We start from the raw sequence: 18,659 nt of genomic DNA, 5'->3' as shown, positions 1-18,659 counted from the left end.
GGTAGAGCGATGCGCGGCGCCTACATCATGCCGCCCATGCCGCCCATACCGCCCATGCCGCCACCCGGCATCGGAGGCATGTCATCCTTTTCCTTCGGCTTTTCGGCGATCATCGCCTCGGTCGTCAGAAGCAGCGAGGAGACCGAGGAGGCATTCTGCAGGGCGAAACGGGTCACCTTGGTCGGGTCGATGATCCCGGCCTTCAACAGGTCTTCGTATGCGCCCTTGTCAGCGTTGTAACCGGTCGCCCCTTCCTTTTCCTTGACCTTTTCGACGACCACGGACCCTTCGGCCCCGGCGTTGTTGGCGATCTGACGGAGCGGTTCTTCGAGCGCACGCATGACCAGATTGACGCCGGGCTGTTCCTCGCCTTCGAGCTTCAACCCAGCCAGCGCCGGAATGCAGCGGACGAGCGCGACTCCGCCGCCCGGGACGACGCCTTCTTCCACAGCGGCGCGCGTGGCGTTCAGGGCGTCTTCGACCCTCGCCTTCTTCTCTTTCATCTCGGACTCGGTGGCAGCCCCCACGTTGATGACGGCGACGCCGCCGATCAGCTTCGCAAGGCGCTCCTGGAGCTTTTCGCGGTCGTAATCGGAGGTCGTCTCATCGATCTGGGCACGGATCTGCCTGACCCGCCCTTCGAGGTCGCCGCGGTTTCCACCGCCGTCCACGATGGTGGTGTTGTCCTTGTCGATGTTGATGGTCTTGGCGGTGCCGAGGTCGTTCAGGGTCGTGTTTTCGAGTTTGAAGCCCAGGTCCTCTGAGATGACACGGCCGCCGGTCAGGATGGCGATATCCTCGAGCATGGCCTTGCGGCGATCCCCGAATCCGGGGGCCTTCACCGCGGACACCTGCAGCGTTCCACGCAGTTTGTTGACGACCAGGGTCGCCAGCGCCTCACCTTCGATGTCTTCGGCGATGATCAGGAGCGGCTTGCCCATCTTGGCGATCTGTTCCAGGATGGGAATCATATCCTTCATGCTGCTGATCTTCTTCTCATGGAGCAGAATATAGGGCTCGCTCAGATTGCAGATCATCTTCTCGGGATCGGTGACAAAATACGGGGAGAGATATCCGCGGTCGAACTGCATGCCTTCCACCACCTCGAGGGTGGTCTCCATACTCTTGGCCTCTTCGACCGTGATGACGCCTTCCTTGCCGACCTTGTTCATGGCCTCGGCGATGATATTGCCGATGGTGGTGTCGTTGTTCGCCGATATGGTGCCGACCTGGGCGATCTCTTCCTGGTCTTTGGTGGGCTTGGAAATCTTCTTGAGTTCTCCGACGGCCACTTCGACCGCCTTTTCGATGCCGCGCTTGAGGGCCATCGGGTTGACACCGGCGGCCACGAGCTTGGATCCTTCGCGATAGATCGCCTGGGCCAGAACCGTCGCCGTCGTGGTCCCGTCACCGGCCACATCGGAGGTCTTGGAAGCGACTTCCTTGACCATCTGTGCGCCCATGTTCTCGAACTTGTCTTCCAGTTCGATCTCCTTCGCGACCGTGACGCCGTCCTTCGTGATGTTCGGCGACCCGAAGGCCTTGTCCAGAATAACATTGCGGCCTTTGGGCCCCAGAGTGACCTTCACAGCATCTGCAAGGAAATCGACGCCCCGCAGGATGGACTCCCTCGCCTTAACACCGTATTTAATCTCTTTCGCCATGCTGATTCTCCTCCTTGAATGATTGTTTTGAACAGGCGGATGTCCGATCGTTCAGGATGCTATTGCACGATGGCAATGATGTCGTCTTCCCGCATGATGAGATGTTCCTCGCCCTCGATCTTGATCTCGGTGCCGGCGTATTTCCCGAAAAGGATGCGGTCGCCCGCCTTCACTTCCAGGGGCATCTTCGTTCCGTTCTCGAGGATCTTGCCGTTGCCGACGGCGACGACCACACCCTCGATCGGTTTTTCTTTCGCGGTATCCGGAATGATGATTCCGCCTTTGGTCATTTCTTCGCCCTCGACCCGTTTCACGATGACGCGGTCATGCAGTGGTCTTACATTCATCTTCCATTTCCTCCCGTTTCAGTTTTTGTCGAAATTCGAAGAGACCTTCACCGGCCCCTTAAAGCAAAAAGCTTCCATCCCCGTCAGGCACCCGCTCGACCTGCTGCATGCGATCGGCGCCTTTTTACACGGCCTTTTCAGGAAGCCTGTTTGAACAGGTAGCAACCCAGGAGCATTCCAGCGCCCTGCCAGCCGCTCTCCGGCAATAGAAGGAGGGGTGGCCCCTCCGCGGCGCCCAATTCAAACGACGCTCTAAACTAATACGGCGTTGCGTTTTGTCAAGAGACCGGAAAGGAAAAAAAGAAAAAGATCACAGAGGCTGGCTCAACCGCCAGGACCAGGTCTCCTGGATGCCGAACGGAAGGGGTGTCAGCGGGGCCCATGCCAGGTTTTCCGCCGCCTTCCCGATCTGCAGGCAACTCCGGCTAAGATCGCCGGCACGGGCCTCCCTCGGGAGAGGGGTTGCCAGCCGCGGGTTTAGCGGCCCCCGCAACGCGCCGAGGCGCTCGAAGATCGTACGGTACAAATCGCGCGTGCGGGTTTCGACACCCGTACCGATATTGAAACAACCGCCCCCTCCGTGCGAAAGGGCGGCGATGTTGGCCTTGACGACATCGCCGACGAAGCAGTAGTCGCGGACCATTCCGTCTTCCTCGCCGGGGAAGTGAAAGAGCAGCGAGGGCTCCCCTTTGAGGAGGTTGTTCATGAAGATGGCCACCACGCCGGCCTCCCCCTTCGGGATCTGCCTCGGCCCATAGATGTTGGCGTATCGGAGCACGCAGTAATCCAGGCCGTACTGGTGGCGGTAAAAGGCGAGGTAGTGCTCCGAGGCGTATTTGGCGACCGCATAGGGGGAAAGCGGCCTCGGCGGGCATGCCTCGGAGGTTGGATACTCCCCGGCTTCGCCGTAGATCGCCCCGCCCGAGGAGATGAAGATCACCTTCCGGACCCCGAACCGCACCGCAGCCTCGAGGAGGTTCAGAAGCCCCTTGATGTTGATGTCGGCGTCCGCGACCGGGTCATCCACCGATGCGGGCACGCTGATCTGCGCGGCGTGGTGGTTCAGGATGTCCGGCCTTTCGCGCTCGAAGATCCCGGAGATCTCCGGGGAGCGGATGTCGGCCTCGTAAAAGCGGGCGCCCGGGTTGACATTGGCAAGCCTGCCGCTCGACAGATCGTCGATGATCGAAACCTGATGCCCCTCGGCCAGATACCCATCCACCACGTTGGAGCCGATGAACCCGGCCCCGCCCGTCACCATGATCTTCATGACAACCCCGTTCACTCACCTGTCGAAGCCGGCGGGTCCGGGACCCGTTCCGCGTAGCTGTTCTCGAGCCCCTGGACCAGCCAGGTCAAGGCCCGGTTGACCGGGGTGGGGACCCCGCAGCGCTCCCCTTCCCTCACGATCGCCCCGTTGATATGCGCGACCTCCGTGGGGCGCTGTCTGAGGACGTCCTGCAGCATGGACGCCACGTTGTCCGCTGTCGCACGGCACACCTCCATCACGCGGCCGAGCGGGTCGGGATAGGGAAGGTCGATCCCCCGGGCGGACGCCACGGCCACAGCCTCCCTCACCAGATCGTCCATCAGCCGCGCGACGGTCGGAAGCTCCGGCAGTCGGCCGTTTTTGACCCTCAGCAGCGCTGTCAGCGCATTGATCCCGACATTGACGATCAACTTCCCCCAGATCAACTGATCGACCCTTTCGGCCGTCCGCACCGCGAAGCCGGCCTGCCTGAAGGCCTCGACGATGCGCTCGATCGTTTCGTCACCACCCGGATCAGGGCCGATGACCGTATCCCCGCGGCCGGCATGCCGGATCCGGCCGGGGCCCAGCACCGTCGCGCCCTCCGCCGTAATCCCCCCGAGCACCCGCTCCGCACCGAAGACCTCCTGGAGAACCTCGAAGTTGCCGAGACCGTTCTGCAGCGTGAGCACCCTCCCGTCATCCGGCAGCCAGTCCGCAATCTCTTCGGCTGCCTGCCGGGTCTGGTTGGACTTCACGCAGATCAACGCCAGGTCGGGCCTCGAAGGCGTCCCGGGTGTGACGACAGGCACCTCGACCCTGTACTCGCCGAGGACCCCTTCGATGCGAATCCCCTCTCTACTGATGCGATCCGCCCGCTCCGGCCGGTAATCGAGCAGCGTCGCCTCATAACCGGCCTTGCGGAAACGGGCTGCGAACAGGCACCCCACCGCCCCGGGACCTACGACCAGGATCTTCATGGGCAAACCCTCAAATCTTATCGGCCTCTTCGGCACTCATCGAAAAAACATGCTCGGGGCCGGGGAAGGCGCCGCTCTCGACATCTTGCTTGTATTGGGCGAGCGCCTCTCGAATCTGGGGCGCCAGGTTGACGTACTGTTTGACGAATTTCGGTGTAAAGCGTTCGAAGAGCCCCAAGACGTCGTGATAAACCAGGACCTGTCCGTCACAGTCGGGGCCGGCGCCGATCCCGATCGTGGGGATGCGGAGTTCGCGGGTGATGCGGGCTCCCAGGACGTCCGGGACGCATTCCATCACGAGCATGAAAGCGCCGGCGGCCTCCATGTCCTTGGCCGCCTGGACCAGCTCGCGGGCGCCCTCGGCGTCCTTGCCCTGGACCTTGAAGCCGCTCAGCTTGGTCGCCGTCTGCGGCGTGAGGCCGATGTGCCCGCACACCGGGATGCCGGCGGTTACAATCGCCCGGATCACGCCTGCCATCTCGCTTCCGCCCTCGAGCTTGACGGCCTCGCACCCCGCCTCCTTGATGAACCGGCCGGCGTTTTCAACGGCCTTCTCCTCGCTCACCTGATACGAGAGAAAGGGCATATCCCCGAGGATGAAAGCGCGCTTCACGCCCCGGCGCACGGCCTTGCAGTGATGGATCATCTCGTCCATCGTCACGGGGACCGTCGAATCATACCCCAGCATGACCATGCCCAGGGAATCGCCCACCAGGATGGTGTCGATCCCGGCCTGGTCCGCCAGCGCACCGGACGGGTAGTCATAAGCCGTCACCATGGTGATCTTCTGCCCCGCCGCCTTCCTGGCCTGCAAATCTGCAATCGTCACTTTCTTCTGTTCCATCGGTTCCTCCTCTCGATGAGCTCTCGGCGGCCGCCAAGGCCCTCTTCGTCGCTATCCCTGTATTTTAGTTGTCGACTTCGTTTTCAGCCGGAAATGCTCTTTTTTGCCAATCTCGGCATCGATCTGCACGTATGCTTGTGCGGCGACCACCAGGTCGTTTCCGCGCAAACGTTTTATTTCATAGATATCAGCCAGGCCTGGACCCACCGCTAAACGGCGGGACTGCGCACCCAAAGGGAGGGAAAAAACCTCCATTCCAAATGGAAACCCGGTTATACCGCGAAATCGTTTCCGGATGGATACGAATTCTTCGCCGTCTCCCCTGTATCACGTCTATGTCAAGAGCATTGCGTTGTCAACCTTTAAAGGCGGGGCCGGGAGGACATCAAAATATCCGCGGCGCGTCCCTTTTTAGGGTTGCCGACCAGCAAATCACGCGTGTATATGATGGTATGATGGACCTTAGGGGCATTATGGCGAACGCTTTCAACAGGAGACCTGCAATGACTCGCATCGACGCTTTTTTTCAATTGATGAACGAACAGGGGGCATCGGATCTCCACATGATTGCGGGTCAACAGCCTGTTATGCGGATCAATGGAGATCTCGAAAGGATCCGATACGGCCTTCTCGACAACGACGCCCTCAAGACCATGCTCTATGAAATCGCGCCAAAGGACAAGATCGAGGTATTCGAAGAGACCGGAGATGTCGATTTCGGATATGAAATTTCCGGGACGGCGCGCTACCGCGCCAATTTTTTCCTGCATCGGAACGGGATCGGCGCCGTGTTTCGTGCGATCCCGTCACGGATCCTGAACTGCCAGGAGCTCGGGCTGCCGCCGGTGATACGCAGACTCGCCTCGCTCCCGAACGGGCTCGTCCTGGTCACCGGACCGACCGGCAGCGGAAAATCCACCACCCTGGCCGCCATCATCGACGAAGTGAACCGCACCCGCAAGGACCACGTCTTGACCATCGAAGATCCTGTCGAGTTCGTTCACCAGAGCGACAAGGCGATCATCAACCACAGGGAAGTCGGCCGGCACACCCGTTCCTTTTCCGTCGCCCTCCGGGGGGCGCTGCGCGAGGACCCGGACGTCATCATGGTCGGGGAGATGCGCGATCTGGAAACCATGGCCCTGGCCATCGAGGCGTCTTCGACGGGCCATCTGGTCCTCAGCACCCTCCATACCCCGAATGCATCCAAGACCGTCGACCGGATGATAGAGGTCTTCCCTGAAAACGAACAGGAGCTGATCCGCAACACCCTGGCGGACAACCTGCGGGCCGTCGTCAGCCAGACCCTCCTGAAACGCACCGACCAATCGGGCCGCGCGGCGGCCATCGAGGTCCTCATCGCCACGCCCGCCGTGCGGAACCTCATCCGGGAGGGGAAGACCTTTCAGATCCCGTCCATGCTGCAGATGGGGAAAAAATACGGGATGCAGACCCTCGACGACGCCATCATGAACCTGCTCAATCGGAAGATCATCCATCCCGAAGATGCGTATTCGAAATCGATCGACAAATCGCGGTTTCTGCCTTTCTTGAACCACCCGCCTGCCGATTTCACCGAGGTTTAGGCAAACGGGCCGTCTCCAGCCGGACGCCCCGGGGATCCACCCCGCAGTCCAGGATCCGGCCCCCCGGGATGCCCGAGAGCCTTTTCCTCCAGCCCGTCCGCAGCCTGTCGATGGCCTCCTCGGGGCCGATCGCCCAAAGGGATCCGCCGGCCCCCGCCCCGGCGAACCGGGCGCCGCAGCCGCACGCCTCCGCTTCGTCGATCAGGGCCGCCGTCTCCGGTATGAGCGCCTCCGGCGTAATGTCGCGCCGGGTGGCCATCTCGCGCCGGACCAGACGGGCCGCCTCCGCCCACTTGCGCCCTTCGATCGCGCGGGCGAGAGCCGACACGGCCCGGTTCGCCTCGAGCCAGGCCCGCCGCGTCTTTCCTTCCAGAAAATCCTCCACCCATTGGCGGTTGGTCACGACCGAGACGTGCTCTTTGCCGCTGAAAGCGACCAACATCCTGCGGCTCAGGGCCTCGCACCCCGGGCCGTCCAGGAGGCGCGTCCGCGCAAACGGCCTTGCCGGACGGCTGTAAGTCCAGCGCCACCCCGACACGCCCCCGAAAACCGCCGCCGCCTGGTCCTGCATGCCGCCGCAGCCCCCCTGCAGGGCGTCCTCCAGATGGTAGGCCAGAAGCAGCGTCTCCTGACGTTTGGGTGCGCGTCCGGCTGACGCCTTTCGTGAAAGGGCGCCCAGCACCCGGATCAGGGCGACCAGCGCCGCGCTCGATCCCCCCAGGGCCGATTTGACAGGGGAGGCCGAGTCGATGTGGATCAGGAGCCCGTCCAGCCCGAAGTGGGCCGCCGCCGCAAAATAGGCCCCGAAGGGCGGCCTCAGCGCAAAGCGCCCGCTCTCGGCCTCGACCGCCCCCTCGAAGCCCCGGGAGGTGATTTTGACGAAGCCTTCGCGATGCGCCGACACCGTGACGGAGGTCCTCAGATCGAGCGCGATGTTGACGGTCGTCGGCTCCTCCTTCTCGAAAGGAAGCGCCATCGCCTTGATGTCCCAGGTGCCGCCCGCATCGACGCGGCAGGGAGCGGTGGCTTTGAAGGTCTGTTCCTCGAGCAGATTTCGGACAGCGTTCCTGAACACGGTTTCGCTGGGCATCAGCCTTCCCCCCGGATCCTCTTCACGGCCGCAGGATGAAGGTTCCGGCCCGCCCCGTGCTCCAGGAAGAGCAGCGAGCAGAGGGTCTTTCCATCCTGGATCGCCCCTTCCCGAACCATTTCCATCACCCGGCCGATCGGCAGCGCCTCCACGTGGAGCCACTCGTCCTCGTCCAACCGCTGTTCGGCCGGCGTCAGATCGGCGGCGACATACAGATGGATCCGCTCGTCCGAATAACCCGGAAGCGGTGTGATCTCGCCGATCTTCTCCATGCTGCGCGCACTGAAGCCCGTCTCCTCCGCCAGTTCCCTGTGGGCACAGGCCAGAGGGTCTTCCCCGGGGTTCAAGGTGCCGGCCGGAATCTCCCAGATGAAGCCGCCGACCGCATGGCGGTACTGCCGCAGCATCAGAAGCCGCCCATCCGAGGTCAGCGGCAGAATCGCCGAAGCGCCCGGATGACGGATGATATCGAGGCTCACTTCGGTGCCGTTGCCGAGGACCACCTGCTCCCGCTCCAGTCTGAACACGCGGCACCGGTAGATTTCCTCATGGCTAGTGACGGTCACCGGTCGATCTTCTCTGTTCATGCTTGACCTCCCTTTCAACTTCACGCGATGGGCGTGAGCCTGCCCGGGCGTTTCCGGCCCACCCGCCGCCTGGCTCATGGCGTCTCTCAGCGCGCCGAACAACGGGATGTTCACAGGCAGAGAAAAAGTGTCCAGATGCAAGGCCCTTAAATTCCCATGGAATGAGGCCCGCATCCAAGCGCGCCGCACCGGCGGGTATGAGCCGGACGCTGCAGATGCGCTCCCCTGACGGCCTGCTCCGTCCGGCTGGATTATAGGGAGCCGATCCATGCGCCGTCAATCGAAAGCAGCGGGAGGCATCCGACCGCTCGCACCCATCAAGAGGATTGAACCACACGCTCTTAGGGTGTATATATAGAGTTTGTCAATCTGCCCGCGCCCGATGAGAACCGTTTCGAACGAGGGTGGTCAACAAGCGGGATACCGGGCCGCGTATGTGAAGCGCCGATAAGAACACCGCCCGCCCTGTGTTCCCGGCAACGGCTTCTCGACTCGAGGGCTGAGGCTGCGTAGGAAACCCCGCCCGAAACCCGACAATGGATCGATGGAAAAAATCACCCCGGAAACCTATGAAAAATACATCAAGGGCCTGACGGATATCAGCCGGGCCATCACCTCCGATCTTTACCTGGAGGATATCCTCAAGCTCATCGTCATGGTGACGGCCAAGGTCACCGGGGTGGAGATCTGCTCCCTCTGGATGGTCGACGAAGGCGTCACTCCGCCGATCATCCGCCTGAAGGCCACCCAGGCCATCGATCCGGATTATGTCAAGGACCGCTCCCTCGGCATGGACGAAGGGGTCGTGGGCTACGTCGCCACCCACAGACAGCCGCTGATCCTGCGTGACGTGCTCAAGGAGCCGCGCTTCAAAGAAAAGGAGATGGCCCGCAAACTCGGGCTCGTGTCCATGCTCGGCATCCCTATGCACGGAAAGGATCAACAGGTCATCGGCGTCTTGAACTGCTTCACCTCCGAACCGCACGACTTCTCGCAGACCGAGGTGAACCTCATCACCGCCGTCGCGAACCAGGCCGCCGTCGCGATCATGAACACCGAACTGATGGTCCAGACAAAGGTGATCCAGGAGGAGCTCGAGACGCGCAAGCTCCTGGAACGGGCCAAGGAAGTGGTCATGCGGCGCCGCAACATGAAGGCGGACGAGGCCCATCGCTGGCTGCAAAAGCGGAGCATGGACAGCCGGAAGTCCATCCGCTACGTCGCCGAAGCGGTCCTCCTCTCGGACGAACTGTAGACGCCCCCCCGCCGTTCCCATCCTCAAGCAAAAAGCAGCCGCCCTCTCCGGAGTTCCTTCCCGCGCTGCGCACCGCTGCCGGCTCGGGTCCGGTTTTTTTCAGCAGGACTGAAAAAACCGGCCGTCTTCAAGCAAAAAATTCTTGACAGGAGGCGTTACTCTTACTAAGATAGTTGAACATTTTAAAGCATGGATGAAACCTGCACAATGGCGTGCGGGTTGCACCATAATAAAGACAAAGGCGTCTACCCCTTCGCGGGGAGGCGCCTTTTTTTGTTTTTCACCTTATTGAACGGAGGACATCATCATGAACCTGTGCACACCGAATTCCAACGAATCCCTTCAGACCAAAAACCGCTCCCGCGACGTGGCGCCCCAATCGGGGATCTGCACCCGCTGCGTGGACGGGTGCAAAGGCAACTGCGACCTCTTCAACGCCACCTTCCGCAGCCGTGAACTCCTGTATCCCACGCCCTTCGGGGATATCACCGCCGGTTCCGGCAAGGACTATCCGGTCGATTACTCCCACCTGAACATCATGGGATACGCCCTCGGGGCCGAAGGAACCGTGGCGGACCCGGACCACGCCACCTTTCCGAGCGTCAACACCGAAACGGCCTTCGGGACGAGCGACAAGGTCAGGATGAAGATCCCCATGTTCACGGGCGCCCTCGGCAGCACGGAGATCGCGCGCAAGAATTGGGAGCACTTCGCGATCGGCGCGGCCATCACGGGCATCAGCCTCGTGTGCGGTGAAAATGTCTGCGGCATCGACCCCGGCCTCGAATTCGACGCGAACGGGAAGGTGAAAGAGGCCCCCGACATGCGGCGGCGAATCGAGGAGTACCGCCGGTATCACAACGGCTACGGCGACATCCTCGTCCAGATGAACGTCGAGGACACGCGGCTTGGCGTGGCCGAGTACGTCATCGACAAACTCGGCGTCGAGACCATCGAACTCAAGTGGGGCCAGGGCGCCAAGTGCATCGGCGGTGAAATCAAGGTCAATTCGCTCGAGCGGGCCATCCAGCTCAAGAAGCGCGGTTACATCGTCACCCCCGACCCCGAAAGCCCCTCCAACCAGGCGGCTTTCAGAGACGGGGCCATCAAGGAGTTCGAACGCCACTCGCGCCTGGGCTTCGTCGACCAGGAGGGGTTCATGAGGGAGGTCGAACGGCTGCGGAAGCTGGGCGCCAAACGGGTCACCCTGAAAACCGGTGCCTACCCGATGCGGGAACTGGCCATGGCCATCCGCTGGTCTTCGGACGCCGGGATCGACCTGCTGACCATCGACGGCGCGCCCGGCGGAACGGGCATGAGCCCCTGGCGCATGATGGAGGAGTGGGGCGTTCCGTCCATCTATCTGCATGCCATGGCCTACGAACTGTGCGAGCGCTTGGCCAAGAACGGGCGCCCGGCGCCGGACATCGCCTTCGCCGGCGGGTTCTCGAGCGAAGACCACATCTTCAAGGCCCTGGCCCTTGGCGCCCCCTACTGCAAGGCCGTCTGCATGGGCCGCGCCCTGATGATCCCGGGCATGGTGGGCAAGAACATCGGCCGCTGGCTGCAGGGCGAGGACGGAGGGCTCCCCTCGACCGTCTCGAAGTACGGCTCCACCAAGGAAGAGATCTTCGTCTGCTACGAAGACCTCAAGGCCACCTACGGGAAGGAAGTGGAGCAGTTCCCGCTGGGGGCCATCGGGATCTACAGCGCCGGCGAGAAGCTGCGCGTGGGGCTCCAGCAGCTCATGGCCGGCGCCCGCAAGTGGCGCGTCGACCTGATCAACCGCAGGGACCTGGCCTCCCTGACCGAAGAGGCCGCCCAGGTGACGGGGATCCCCTACATCATGAACGCGTACCGGGACGAGGCCCTGGCCGTCATCGACGCCTGATCGCCCGGAAAAGGATGATAAACCGTTCCGGCGGGCGCCTCCGGGTGTTCCGCCGCAACGGCCAGACAGAGCCGAGAAAAAAGCCGGAGTGCATGCGCTCCGGCTTTTTTCTCGGCTCTGCGGCTCCAGCTTCTCAGCGAATCTTGACCCACAGCAGGCGGGCCGTTTCGGGCCCGGGGTTCTTCCACTGGCTCGGCATCCCGCCCCTCAAATAAATCACATCCCCCTCCTCCGCCGTGTGGACACTTTTGCCCAGGGCGAACTCGAGCCTCCCGGAGAGGAGGTAGCCCATTTCTTCGCCCTTGTGGATCATGAAATGGGTATGGATGCTCGCCCTGGGCTGGATCTCCAGCAGATAGGGCTCGGCCTTCGGCTCCAGGTCGAGCGGAGTGAGGAGCTTCGCCGTCACATGGCCTTCCGGCAGGTCGGCGAGCCTCACATCCAGGCCCTCCGCCCCCCGGAAGACCACCGGGTGGTCCTCCTCGCCTTCGCCGCGAAAGAAGGCGGCAATCTCGACGGACAGGACTTCGGCCATTTTCAGCAGCGCCGGAAGCGAGGGGTAGATCAGGTTGCTTTCCACCTGCGAAATGGTGCTCGGGGTCACACCGACCATCTTGGCGAGTTCGGTCTGCGAGAAACCGCGCCGCGTCCGGAGTTCTTTCAACCGTGGGCCGATATCCAAGCCCCCGGTGGATCGCCGCTCCGACTCGAAGGTGACCGTCAGGTCCCTGGACCAATAGGAAAAGGGTTTGTCGAGGGTGTCCAGATTGCGCTTTTCCGCCTTCAGGACCGTCAGCGAGGTTCTGCCCCGCTTGACCGAGAGGTCGATCGCGACCTGGGCGATCTGGTTGATCTGGGCCCTGAGGCGCGCGGAATGGGCACGCTTCTCCATGATCCAGTAGGCGATCGTGTTCAATTCATACAAGCGCGGGCAGGAATGGCTGTAGAACTCGCGGATGTGCTCCTCGCCGCCCCACAACTCCTGCATCCCGGTCAGGCTTTCGAAGACGAACCGGACGTCGCCTTCCATCGGGGCATGCACCCCGTAGAAGGCATCCTTCACCCGTTCGACCTCCCGGGGCTCCCGGACGCAAATGATGCGGCACGGCCCTTCCGCCTCCGGCCGGTCGTAGAAGCGGAGGAAGACGTCGGAGCCATCGCCTTTCCCATAGGTGAAGCAGTCGAGGATGGTCAGGTATGGGCTTTCCGCCAGGGGACCCAGCTTGTCGAGGAGGTTTCTCGGCGACCGGTCGAAGCTGACGTAGATGATCGGACGGCCCTGGGCCTGGGACGCCTGGATGAAATTGAGGCAGAAGACGGAGGCCAGGCTTCCGGCGTCGTCATGCCAGACGACATTGTCGCCGATGAACAGCCCGCCGAGCAACCGGTCGAGATCCTCGACCCCCGATGCCACTCGTATCCTTTTGGTCATGGCGCGGTTCCGGCGCGGCCTCAGCCGCTCTTGCGGTACATGGCCTCGATCAGGTCCTTGAAGGCCTCGTTGACATACTTGCGCTTGACCTTCATGGTCGGCGTGACCTCGCCGTCCTCCTCGTAGAGCTTCTTCGGCAGGATGGTGAACTTCTTCACCTGCTCCACGCGGGCCAAGGTCTCGTTGACGGCGTCCACCTCCCCCTGGATGAGCTTGATGATCTGCGGATCCTTCGTGAGGTCGCCGTAGGTGGAAAACTGGACCTTGTGGTCCTGGGCGTATTTGACCACGTTGTCCTCGTCGATCATGACGAGGGCGCTGATGAACTTCCGCTTGTCGCCGATCACCACCGCGTCGTTGATATAGGGGCTGAACTTGAGCTTGTTTTCGATGTACTGCGGCGTGATGTTCTTTCCCCCGGCCGTGACGATGATGTCCTTTTTGCGGTCCGTGATCTTGAGATAGCCGTCCTCGTCGAGCTCGCCCACGTCCCCCGAGTAGAGCCAGCCGTCTTTGAGCGTGGCGGCCGTCGCCTCCGGGTCACGGTAATACCCCTTGAAGACCCCCGGCGAGCGGACGAGGATCTCGCCGTCATCGGCGATGCGCACATCCGTCCCCGTCAGCGGCGGGCCGACGGTGCCGAACTTGACCCGGCCCACCCTGGAGACACAGGTGACCCCCGTCCCTTCCGTCTGCCCGTACCCCTCGATCAGGTTCACGCCGATCGACTGGAAGAACTTGAGGACATCCGGCGAAATGGGCGCCGCCCCGGAATAGGCGACGCGCAACCGGTCGAAGCCGAGGCGCTCCTTGAGCTTCCTGAAAACGGCCAGATAGGCCAGGCGATAGAGCAGCTCCAGGTAACCCGGCACCTTCTGGAAGTCCATGCGCAGGTCGGCCCGCCTCTTGCCGATCTTGAGGGCCAACCCGAAGACGATGCGCTTGAACCAGGTGGCATCCGACATCCGGATGTAGATGGCCGAGTAGTATTTTTCCCAGATGCGGGGGACGGCGTACCCCACCGTGGGCGAGATCTCCATCATGTTGTCGGTGACGGTGTCCAGGTTCTCGATGAAGTTGACAGTGTACCCGTAAGTGACTTGGGCGAAGACCGAAAAGATGCGCTCGAAGATGTGGCAGAGCGGCAGGAAGGACATGACCTCATCCGTGTCGAACATCGGGTTGTCGGTCGTGATCGTCCTCCCCATCCACATGACGTTCCGGTGGGTCAGCATCGCCCCCTTGGGCGGCCCGGTGGTCCCGGAGGTGTAGATGAGCACCGAGAGGTCTTCGGGGGTCACCTCGCGCATCCGGCGCTCCACCATCTGCGGATCCCCGGCGAGCGCCCCCTTCCCCTGTTCGAGCCACTCCTCGAAGGTCACCACCATCGGGTCCTCGAAGTGCCGGAGACCCTCCAGATCCCACACCACGACCTTTTCGAGGCGCGTTGTTTTATCACGAAAATTCAGCCACTTATCAAGCTGCTCCTCGTTTTCGACAAAGAAGCAGCGCGACTGGGAGTGCTCGATCACGTATTCCACCTGCGGCCAGGCATTGGTCGAATAGACCCCCACCGCGACCCCGCCCGCGCATTGAATCCCCAGGTCGATGATCACCCATTCAGGGCAGTTGTCGCCGATGATGGAGACGCACTCCCCTTTCTCAAGCCCCATCGCGATGAGGGCGGCCGCCACCTGGGTGGCCCTCCGATAGTACTCGTCCCAGGAGATGTCGTGCCAGATGCCGTACTCCTTCTGCCTGAGGGCCACTCGAGGGCCGTAGCGTTCGACCGTCGCCTTGAATACGGCCGGGACTGTCTGCTCGGTCAATGCGTCATCTCCAGCGCTTTTTGCGTTTCCAGCGTTGATACCCCTTCGCCGATGCCTCGGAGCGGATGCCCATGTAGAACTCCCGCACGTCCTGGTCCTGCATCAAATCCCGCGAAGACCCTTTCATGACGAAGCGCCCGTTTTCGAGGATCAGCCCGAAGTGCGAGATCCCGAGGGCCATGCGCGCGTTCTGCTCCACCAGTAAGATGGTGACGCCGCCTTGATTGATCGCCTGAATGATCCCGAAGATCTCGCGCACCAGGATGGGCGAAAGCCCGAGGGACGGCTCGTCCAGAAGCAGCAGGGAAGGCCGGGCCATCAGCGCCCGCCCGATGGCCAGCATCTGCTGCTCGCCGCCCGAAAGCGTCCCCGCCCACTGATCCGCGCGGCTCCGCAAGACCGGGAAATGCTCGTATATCCGATCGAAATCCTTTCGGATGCCGCTCTTCTCCCTGCGGGTGTACCCGCCCATCAGGAGGTTTTCGCGGACCGTCAACTCCTCGAAGACCTCGCGCCCCTCCGGCACCAGCGAAATCCCCAGACGGACGATTTCCTCGGTGTCGCGGCCGTCGATGCGGCGCCCCTGAAATTCGATGGTGCCCTTGTCGGGCTGATCCTCGATCAGCCCCATGACGGTCTTCAGCACCGTGGACTTGCCTGCACCGTTGTTGCCGAGGATCGCCGTGATGGTCCCCTCCTCGACCGTGAGAGAGACCCCTCGGAGGGCGTAGATCAGATTGTAGTAGGTTTCGATGTTCTTGATCTCGAGCAAAGGACGCCTCGTATGGAACCCGTCATTGATGACGCATTTCAGGAGGGTGACACGCCCGTTCCGGCACCCGCCATCCCGCCTCCGATCTCCGGCTCGCCCTCCCCGAGATACGCCTTCAAGACCTCGGGGTGGTTGGTGACCTCATCCGGGGAGCCCTCGACGACCGGACGCCCGAAATTGATCACGAGGATGCGCTCGGAGATGTCCATCACCATCTTCATGTCGTGTTCGATCAACAGGATCGTCACCCCGAGTTCATCCTGGATATCCTTGATCCAGAAGATCATGTCCTGCTTTTCCTCGGAGTTCATCCCCGCACAGGGCTCGTCGAGCAGCAGCAACTCGGGTTCGAGGGCCAGCGCCCGTCCGAGCTCCACCTGCTTCTGCGTCCCGTAAGGGAGGGCCCCCACGAATTTGTTGCGCACGGCCTGAAGATCCAGCAGATCGATGATCTCCTCCACCGCGCGGCGGTGTTTGACCTCCTCACGGCCCGCGAACGATCGACGCCCCCACATCCAGGCCCCCCTGAACAGGCCGGTTTTCATGAAGATGTGCCGGCCCAGCATGAGGTTTTCCATCGTGGTCATGCGCGAGAAGAGCTCGATGTTCTGGAAGGTCCTGGCAATGCCCAGCCGGGCGATGCGATCCGGCTTCCTGCCCTGTATCTCGGTGTCCTTGAAGAGGATCCGTCCCGCATCGGGGCGGTAAATGCCGTTGATGCAGTTGAAAAGGGTCGTTTTCCCCGCGCCGTTCGGGCCGATAACGGCGAAAATGGACCCCTTCGGGATCTCGAAGCCCACCTCCTCCAGGGCCTGCAGACCCCCGAAGGCAATCGAGAGGTGTTCTACGCAGAAAAAGGGCATGCACGCTCCATCGCTTGGTTGAATAAGTCCCGCCGCCAAATGGACATGCCGCGCCCGGGCGGCATGGGGGCGGCGGGACGTCCGTTTCAGCCCGAATGCTAATCCATCGAAGGCGCGTACCAGTTGGTCAACTGCTTCGATTCTCCATTTGCGAGGCACTGGCTCAGGAACACTTCCTTCTGCCCCTGACGGCTCATCGGGTCGTTGCGGTCGTAGGGCTTGTAGGCGATTTGACCAAAAATGCCCTTGAAGTTCTGAATCCCCTCCATCTCTTTCACGAACCGCTCCCGGGTCAAATCACGGCCGCAGCGTTTGATCCCCTCGACCATCGGTTCGACGAAACCGATCCCGGCATAGAAAAAGACCCCCCAGCGCTCGTCCTTGGCGGCGAACTTGGAGTAGGCCTCGCGGTACTTCAGCATCAGGGGATCGCCCGACCCGGGCAGCTCCGCGAAGTTCGCGACGATCACGTCCTTCCAGAGCCCCTTGCTGATGTTGTACATGAGCGGAAAGTCGGAGCAGGTGCTCGTGCTCATCCACTGCGGCTTGAACTGCATGGCCGTCCCCGTGCCGAGGATCTTCACCGCGTGGACGGGAGTCACCCACAGGAGCACCGTATCGGCCTCGGCCTTCCTGAGCGCCATGACATGGGGCTTCATGTCCGTATCGCCCTTTTCGACTGGCACGGCGGCGACCAGATCCAGACCGAATTTGGCCAGTTCCTTCTTGGCGCCCTCGAGCCCGTTCTTGCCGTAATCGTCATTCTGATAGGCGATGGCGACGCGCTTCTTGCCGAGGATGTCGACCGCGTAGTTGCACAGGGCCTTGGCCTCGATGTAATAGAGCGGATAGACGGCGAAGAGCTCCCTTTCGGGCGGGCTGATCCAGTGGAGCGAACCGGCCGCCGGGCCCACCCAGGGGATCTTCCTCTCCATCAGATAGTCCTTGACCGAAAGCCCGCAGGCCGTCCCCACACCGCAGGCCCAGGCGAAGATCCCGACGCTTTCCTGCAGTTCCTTCACGCCCGCCTTGGTCTTGGCCGGGTTGTACCCGTCATCGAACATGTGATAAACGATCTTCCGGCCGTGGATGCCCCCTTCGGCATTGATCATGTCGAACAGGACACCCGTCCCCCGGGCCACCGCGCCCCATGGCGCAGCCGGTCCGGTCTGAGGGCCCCATTGCCCGATATGGATCTCCGTATCCGTGACGCCCTCTTCGGCAGCGGCCGAAAAACCCAGAGCCAGGACCAGACACGCCGCCAGACACCCCATCCCCAAGACTTTCTTCAGCATGGTTCCCTCCTTTTTAGTGTTTCGTCTATCCCAATGAAGCCTCACATCACACCTTCTTCACATAATGCCGGGCGAACAGACCGCTCGGTTTGAAACAGAGGACCAGGACGATGATGAAAAAAGCGACCGAGGACTTGAACTCGATCGAGACGTATCCGCCGAAGAGGTTCTCGATGACTCCGATCAGGTAAGCGCCGAACACGGCCCCCGGCAGCGACGTCATCCCTCCGAGGACGGCCGCGGCAAAGCCCTTGAGCATGGGGTCCCACATCATGTAGGGCTGCATGGTGGTCGGCGCTATCAGAATCCCTGCGAGGCCGCCGACCACCGACGAGATCCCCCAGGTGATCATGAGGATCCGGTTGGTGCGGATGCCCATCAGGCGCGCGGCGACGGGGTTCTGCTGGGTGGCCTTCATGGCCACGCCCAGCTTGGAATATCTCAGAAAGAGAAAGAGCACCGCCATGACCGTCAGGGCCACCACGAACGTCAACCCTTCGAGCGCACTGATGAAGACATCGCCGATCATCAGGCTTTCGTAGGGCGAGACCGGAAAGGGCATGGTCTTCGGGTCCGCCCCGAACTTCCAGGAAACCAGCCCCATCAGGATCATCTCGAGGCCGATGGTGATGATGATCATCCCGAGGGTATTCGGCTCTTTGGCACGGCGCAGGACCGCAAACTCGAGAAAAAACCCGAGGAAAAGGGCGAACAGGAGCGCTGCAGGAAAAGCCGCGTAGAAGGGGACGCCGTAAAACTCGAGCCCCATGTAGGTCATGAAGACGGAGAGGAGCGCCATCTCCCCCTGCGCGAAATTGACCACCTCGCTCGTCTTGTAGATGATGACCATGGCGAGGCCCATCAGGGCGTAGGAACTCCCCACGGCCACACCGCTCGCGAGCATCTGCAGAAAATCGAGCATATCCTTCTCCTGCTTCCGGAAAAGAATGATTTCCCCGTAGAACCCAGTTTTCA

General features: G+C 61.9%; 17 protein-coding genes. 3 read left to right on the top strand and 14 right to left on the bottom strand.

All coding sequences use genetic code 11. The annotated features are described in order from the left end of the window. Positions 1 to 20: 20 nt before the first annotated feature. The 6 genes from groL to H567_RS28450 all read right to left on the bottom strand — a co-directional run bounded on the left by groL (position 21) and on the right by H567_RS28450 (position 5,318). Positions 21 to 1,664: a chaperonin GroEL gene (gene groL, locus H567_RS0108470; protein WP_028321076.1), complete on the bottom strand. Its 1,644-nt coding sequence runs from the start codon at positions 1,662 to 1,664 to the stop codon at positions 21 to 23. A 59-nt stretch (positions 1,665 to 1,723) separates the two neighbouring features. Further along, the gene (gene groES, locus H567_RS0108465; protein WP_028321075.1) at positions 1,724 to 2,011 is read right to left on the bottom strand and encodes a co-chaperone GroES; all 288 of its coding nucleotides are present in this window, start codon (positions 2,009 to 2,011) and stop codon (positions 1,724 to 1,726) included. Between the two features lie 310 nt (positions 2,012 to 2,321). Then, complete coding sequence (locus H567_RS0108460; RefSeq protein WP_028321074.1) at positions 2,322 to 3,281, bottom strand: NAD-dependent epimerase/dehydratase family protein; 960 nt, start codon at positions 3,279 to 3,281, stop codon at positions 2,322 to 2,324. Between the two features lie 11 nt (positions 3,282 to 3,292). Beyond that, a complete protein-coding gene (locus H567_RS0108455; protein WP_028321073.1) occupies positions 3,293 to 4,240 on the bottom strand; it encodes a ketopantoate reductase family protein in 948 nt (315 codons plus the stop codon). A 10-nt stretch (positions 4,241 to 4,250) separates the two neighbouring features. Continuing rightward, entirely contained in the window at positions 4,251 to 5,084 is an 834-nt protein-coding gene (gene panB / locus H567_RS0108450; protein WP_028321072.1) for a 3-methyl-2-oxobutanoate hydroxymethyltransferase, read from the bottom strand. 51 nt (positions 5,085 to 5,135) lie between these two features. Beyond that, a complete protein-coding gene (locus H567_RS28450) occupies positions 5,136 to 5,318 on the bottom strand; it encodes a hypothetical protein (RefSeq protein ID WP_153306101.1) in 183 nt (60 codons plus the stop codon). A gap of 269 nt (positions 5,319 to 5,587) precedes the next feature. Here H567_RS28450 and H567_RS0108440 point away from each other — a divergent pair, with 269 nt between their 5' ends. Further along, entirely contained in the window at positions 5,588 to 6,670 is a 1,083-nt protein-coding gene (locus tag H567_RS0108440; RefSeq protein WP_028321070.1) for a type IV pilus twitching motility protein PilT, read from the top strand. On the opposite strand, the gene H567_RS0108435 is transcribed toward H567_RS0108440, so the two are convergent. Both H567_RS0108435 and H567_RS23840 read right to left on the bottom strand, forming a co-directional pair. Further along, entirely contained in the window at positions 6,657 to 7,760 is a 1,104-nt protein-coding gene (locus H567_RS0108435) for a GHMP family kinase ATP-binding protein (protein ID WP_051184634.1), read from the bottom strand. The genes H567_RS0108440 and H567_RS0108435 overlap by 14 nt on opposite strands. Next, positions 7,760 to 8,347 carry an NUDIX domain-containing protein gene (locus H567_RS23840; RefSeq protein WP_051184641.1) on the bottom strand — a complete coding sequence of 196 codons (588 nt, stop codon included), beginning with the start codon at positions 8,345 to 8,347 and terminating at the stop codon, positions 7,760 to 7,762. The genes H567_RS0108435 and H567_RS23840 overlap by 1 nt, the downstream gene beginning before the upstream one ends. A gap of 544 nt (positions 8,348 to 8,891) precedes the next feature. On the opposite strand from H567_RS23840, the gene H567_RS0108425 reads away from it, so the two are divergent. Continuing rightward, positions 8,892 to 9,602, top strand: coding sequence for a GAF and ANTAR domain-containing protein (locus H567_RS0108425; RefSeq protein WP_028321068.1), 711 nt, complete (start codon positions 8,892 to 8,894; stop codon positions 9,600 to 9,602). Between the two features lie 307 nt (positions 9,603 to 9,909). Further along, positions 9,910 to 11,493 (top strand): FMN-binding glutamate synthase family protein, encoded by a 1,584-nt coding sequence (locus H567_RS0108420; protein ID WP_028321067.1) that lies wholly within the window; start codon positions 9,910 to 9,912, stop codon positions 11,491 to 11,493. Positions 11,494 to 11,626: 133 nt separating this feature from the next. On the opposite strand, the gene H567_RS0108415 is transcribed toward H567_RS0108420, so the two are convergent. From H567_RS0108415 to H567_RS0108390, 6 genes are all read right to left on the bottom strand, one after another. Next, positions 11,627 to 12,925: a helix-turn-helix domain-containing protein gene (locus H567_RS0108415; RefSeq protein WP_028321066.1), complete on the bottom strand. Its 1,299-nt coding sequence runs from the start codon at positions 12,923 to 12,925 to the stop codon at positions 11,627 to 11,629. A 20-nt stretch (positions 12,926 to 12,945) separates the two neighbouring features. Further along, a complete protein-coding gene (locus H567_RS0108410; protein WP_035253733.1) occupies positions 12,946 to 14,754 on the bottom strand; it encodes an AMP-dependent synthetase/ligase in 1,809 nt (602 codons plus the stop codon). Between the two features lie 4 nt (positions 14,755 to 14,758). Continuing rightward, on the bottom strand, positions 14,759 to 15,526 hold the full coding sequence (locus H567_RS0108405; protein ID WP_028321064.1) for an ABC transporter ATP-binding protein: 768 nt from the start codon (positions 15,524 to 15,526) through the stop codon (positions 14,759 to 14,761). Between the two features lie 38 nt (positions 15,527 to 15,564). Continuing rightward, positions 15,565 to 16,389: an ABC transporter ATP-binding protein gene (locus H567_RS23835; protein ID WP_051184633.1), complete on the bottom strand. Its 825-nt coding sequence runs from the start codon at positions 16,387 to 16,389 to the stop codon at positions 15,565 to 15,567. A 98-nt stretch (positions 16,390 to 16,487) separates the two neighbouring features. Next, positions 16,488 to 17,684, bottom strand: a complete 1,197-nt coding sequence (locus tag H567_RS0108395) for an ABC transporter substrate-binding protein (protein ID WP_051184632.1) — start codon at positions 17,682 to 17,684, stop codon at positions 16,488 to 16,490. 46 nt (positions 17,685 to 17,730) lie between these two features. Then, the gene (locus tag H567_RS0108390; RefSeq protein WP_028321062.1) at positions 17,731 to 18,606 is read right to left on the bottom strand and encodes a branched-chain amino acid ABC transporter permease; all 876 of its coding nucleotides are present in this window, start codon (positions 18,604 to 18,606) and stop codon (positions 17,731 to 17,733) included. Positions 18,607 to 18,659: the final 53 nt, after the last annotated feature.

Source organism: Desulfatiglans anilini DSM 4660 (assembly GCF_000422285.1).
Classification (GTDB): domain Bacteria; phylum Desulfobacterota; class DSM-4660; order Desulfatiglandales; family Desulfatiglandaceae; genus Desulfatiglans; species Desulfatiglans anilini.
Note: the sequence above shows the minus strand (reverse complement) of the source record. Positions and strands in the feature narration are given on the sequence as shown.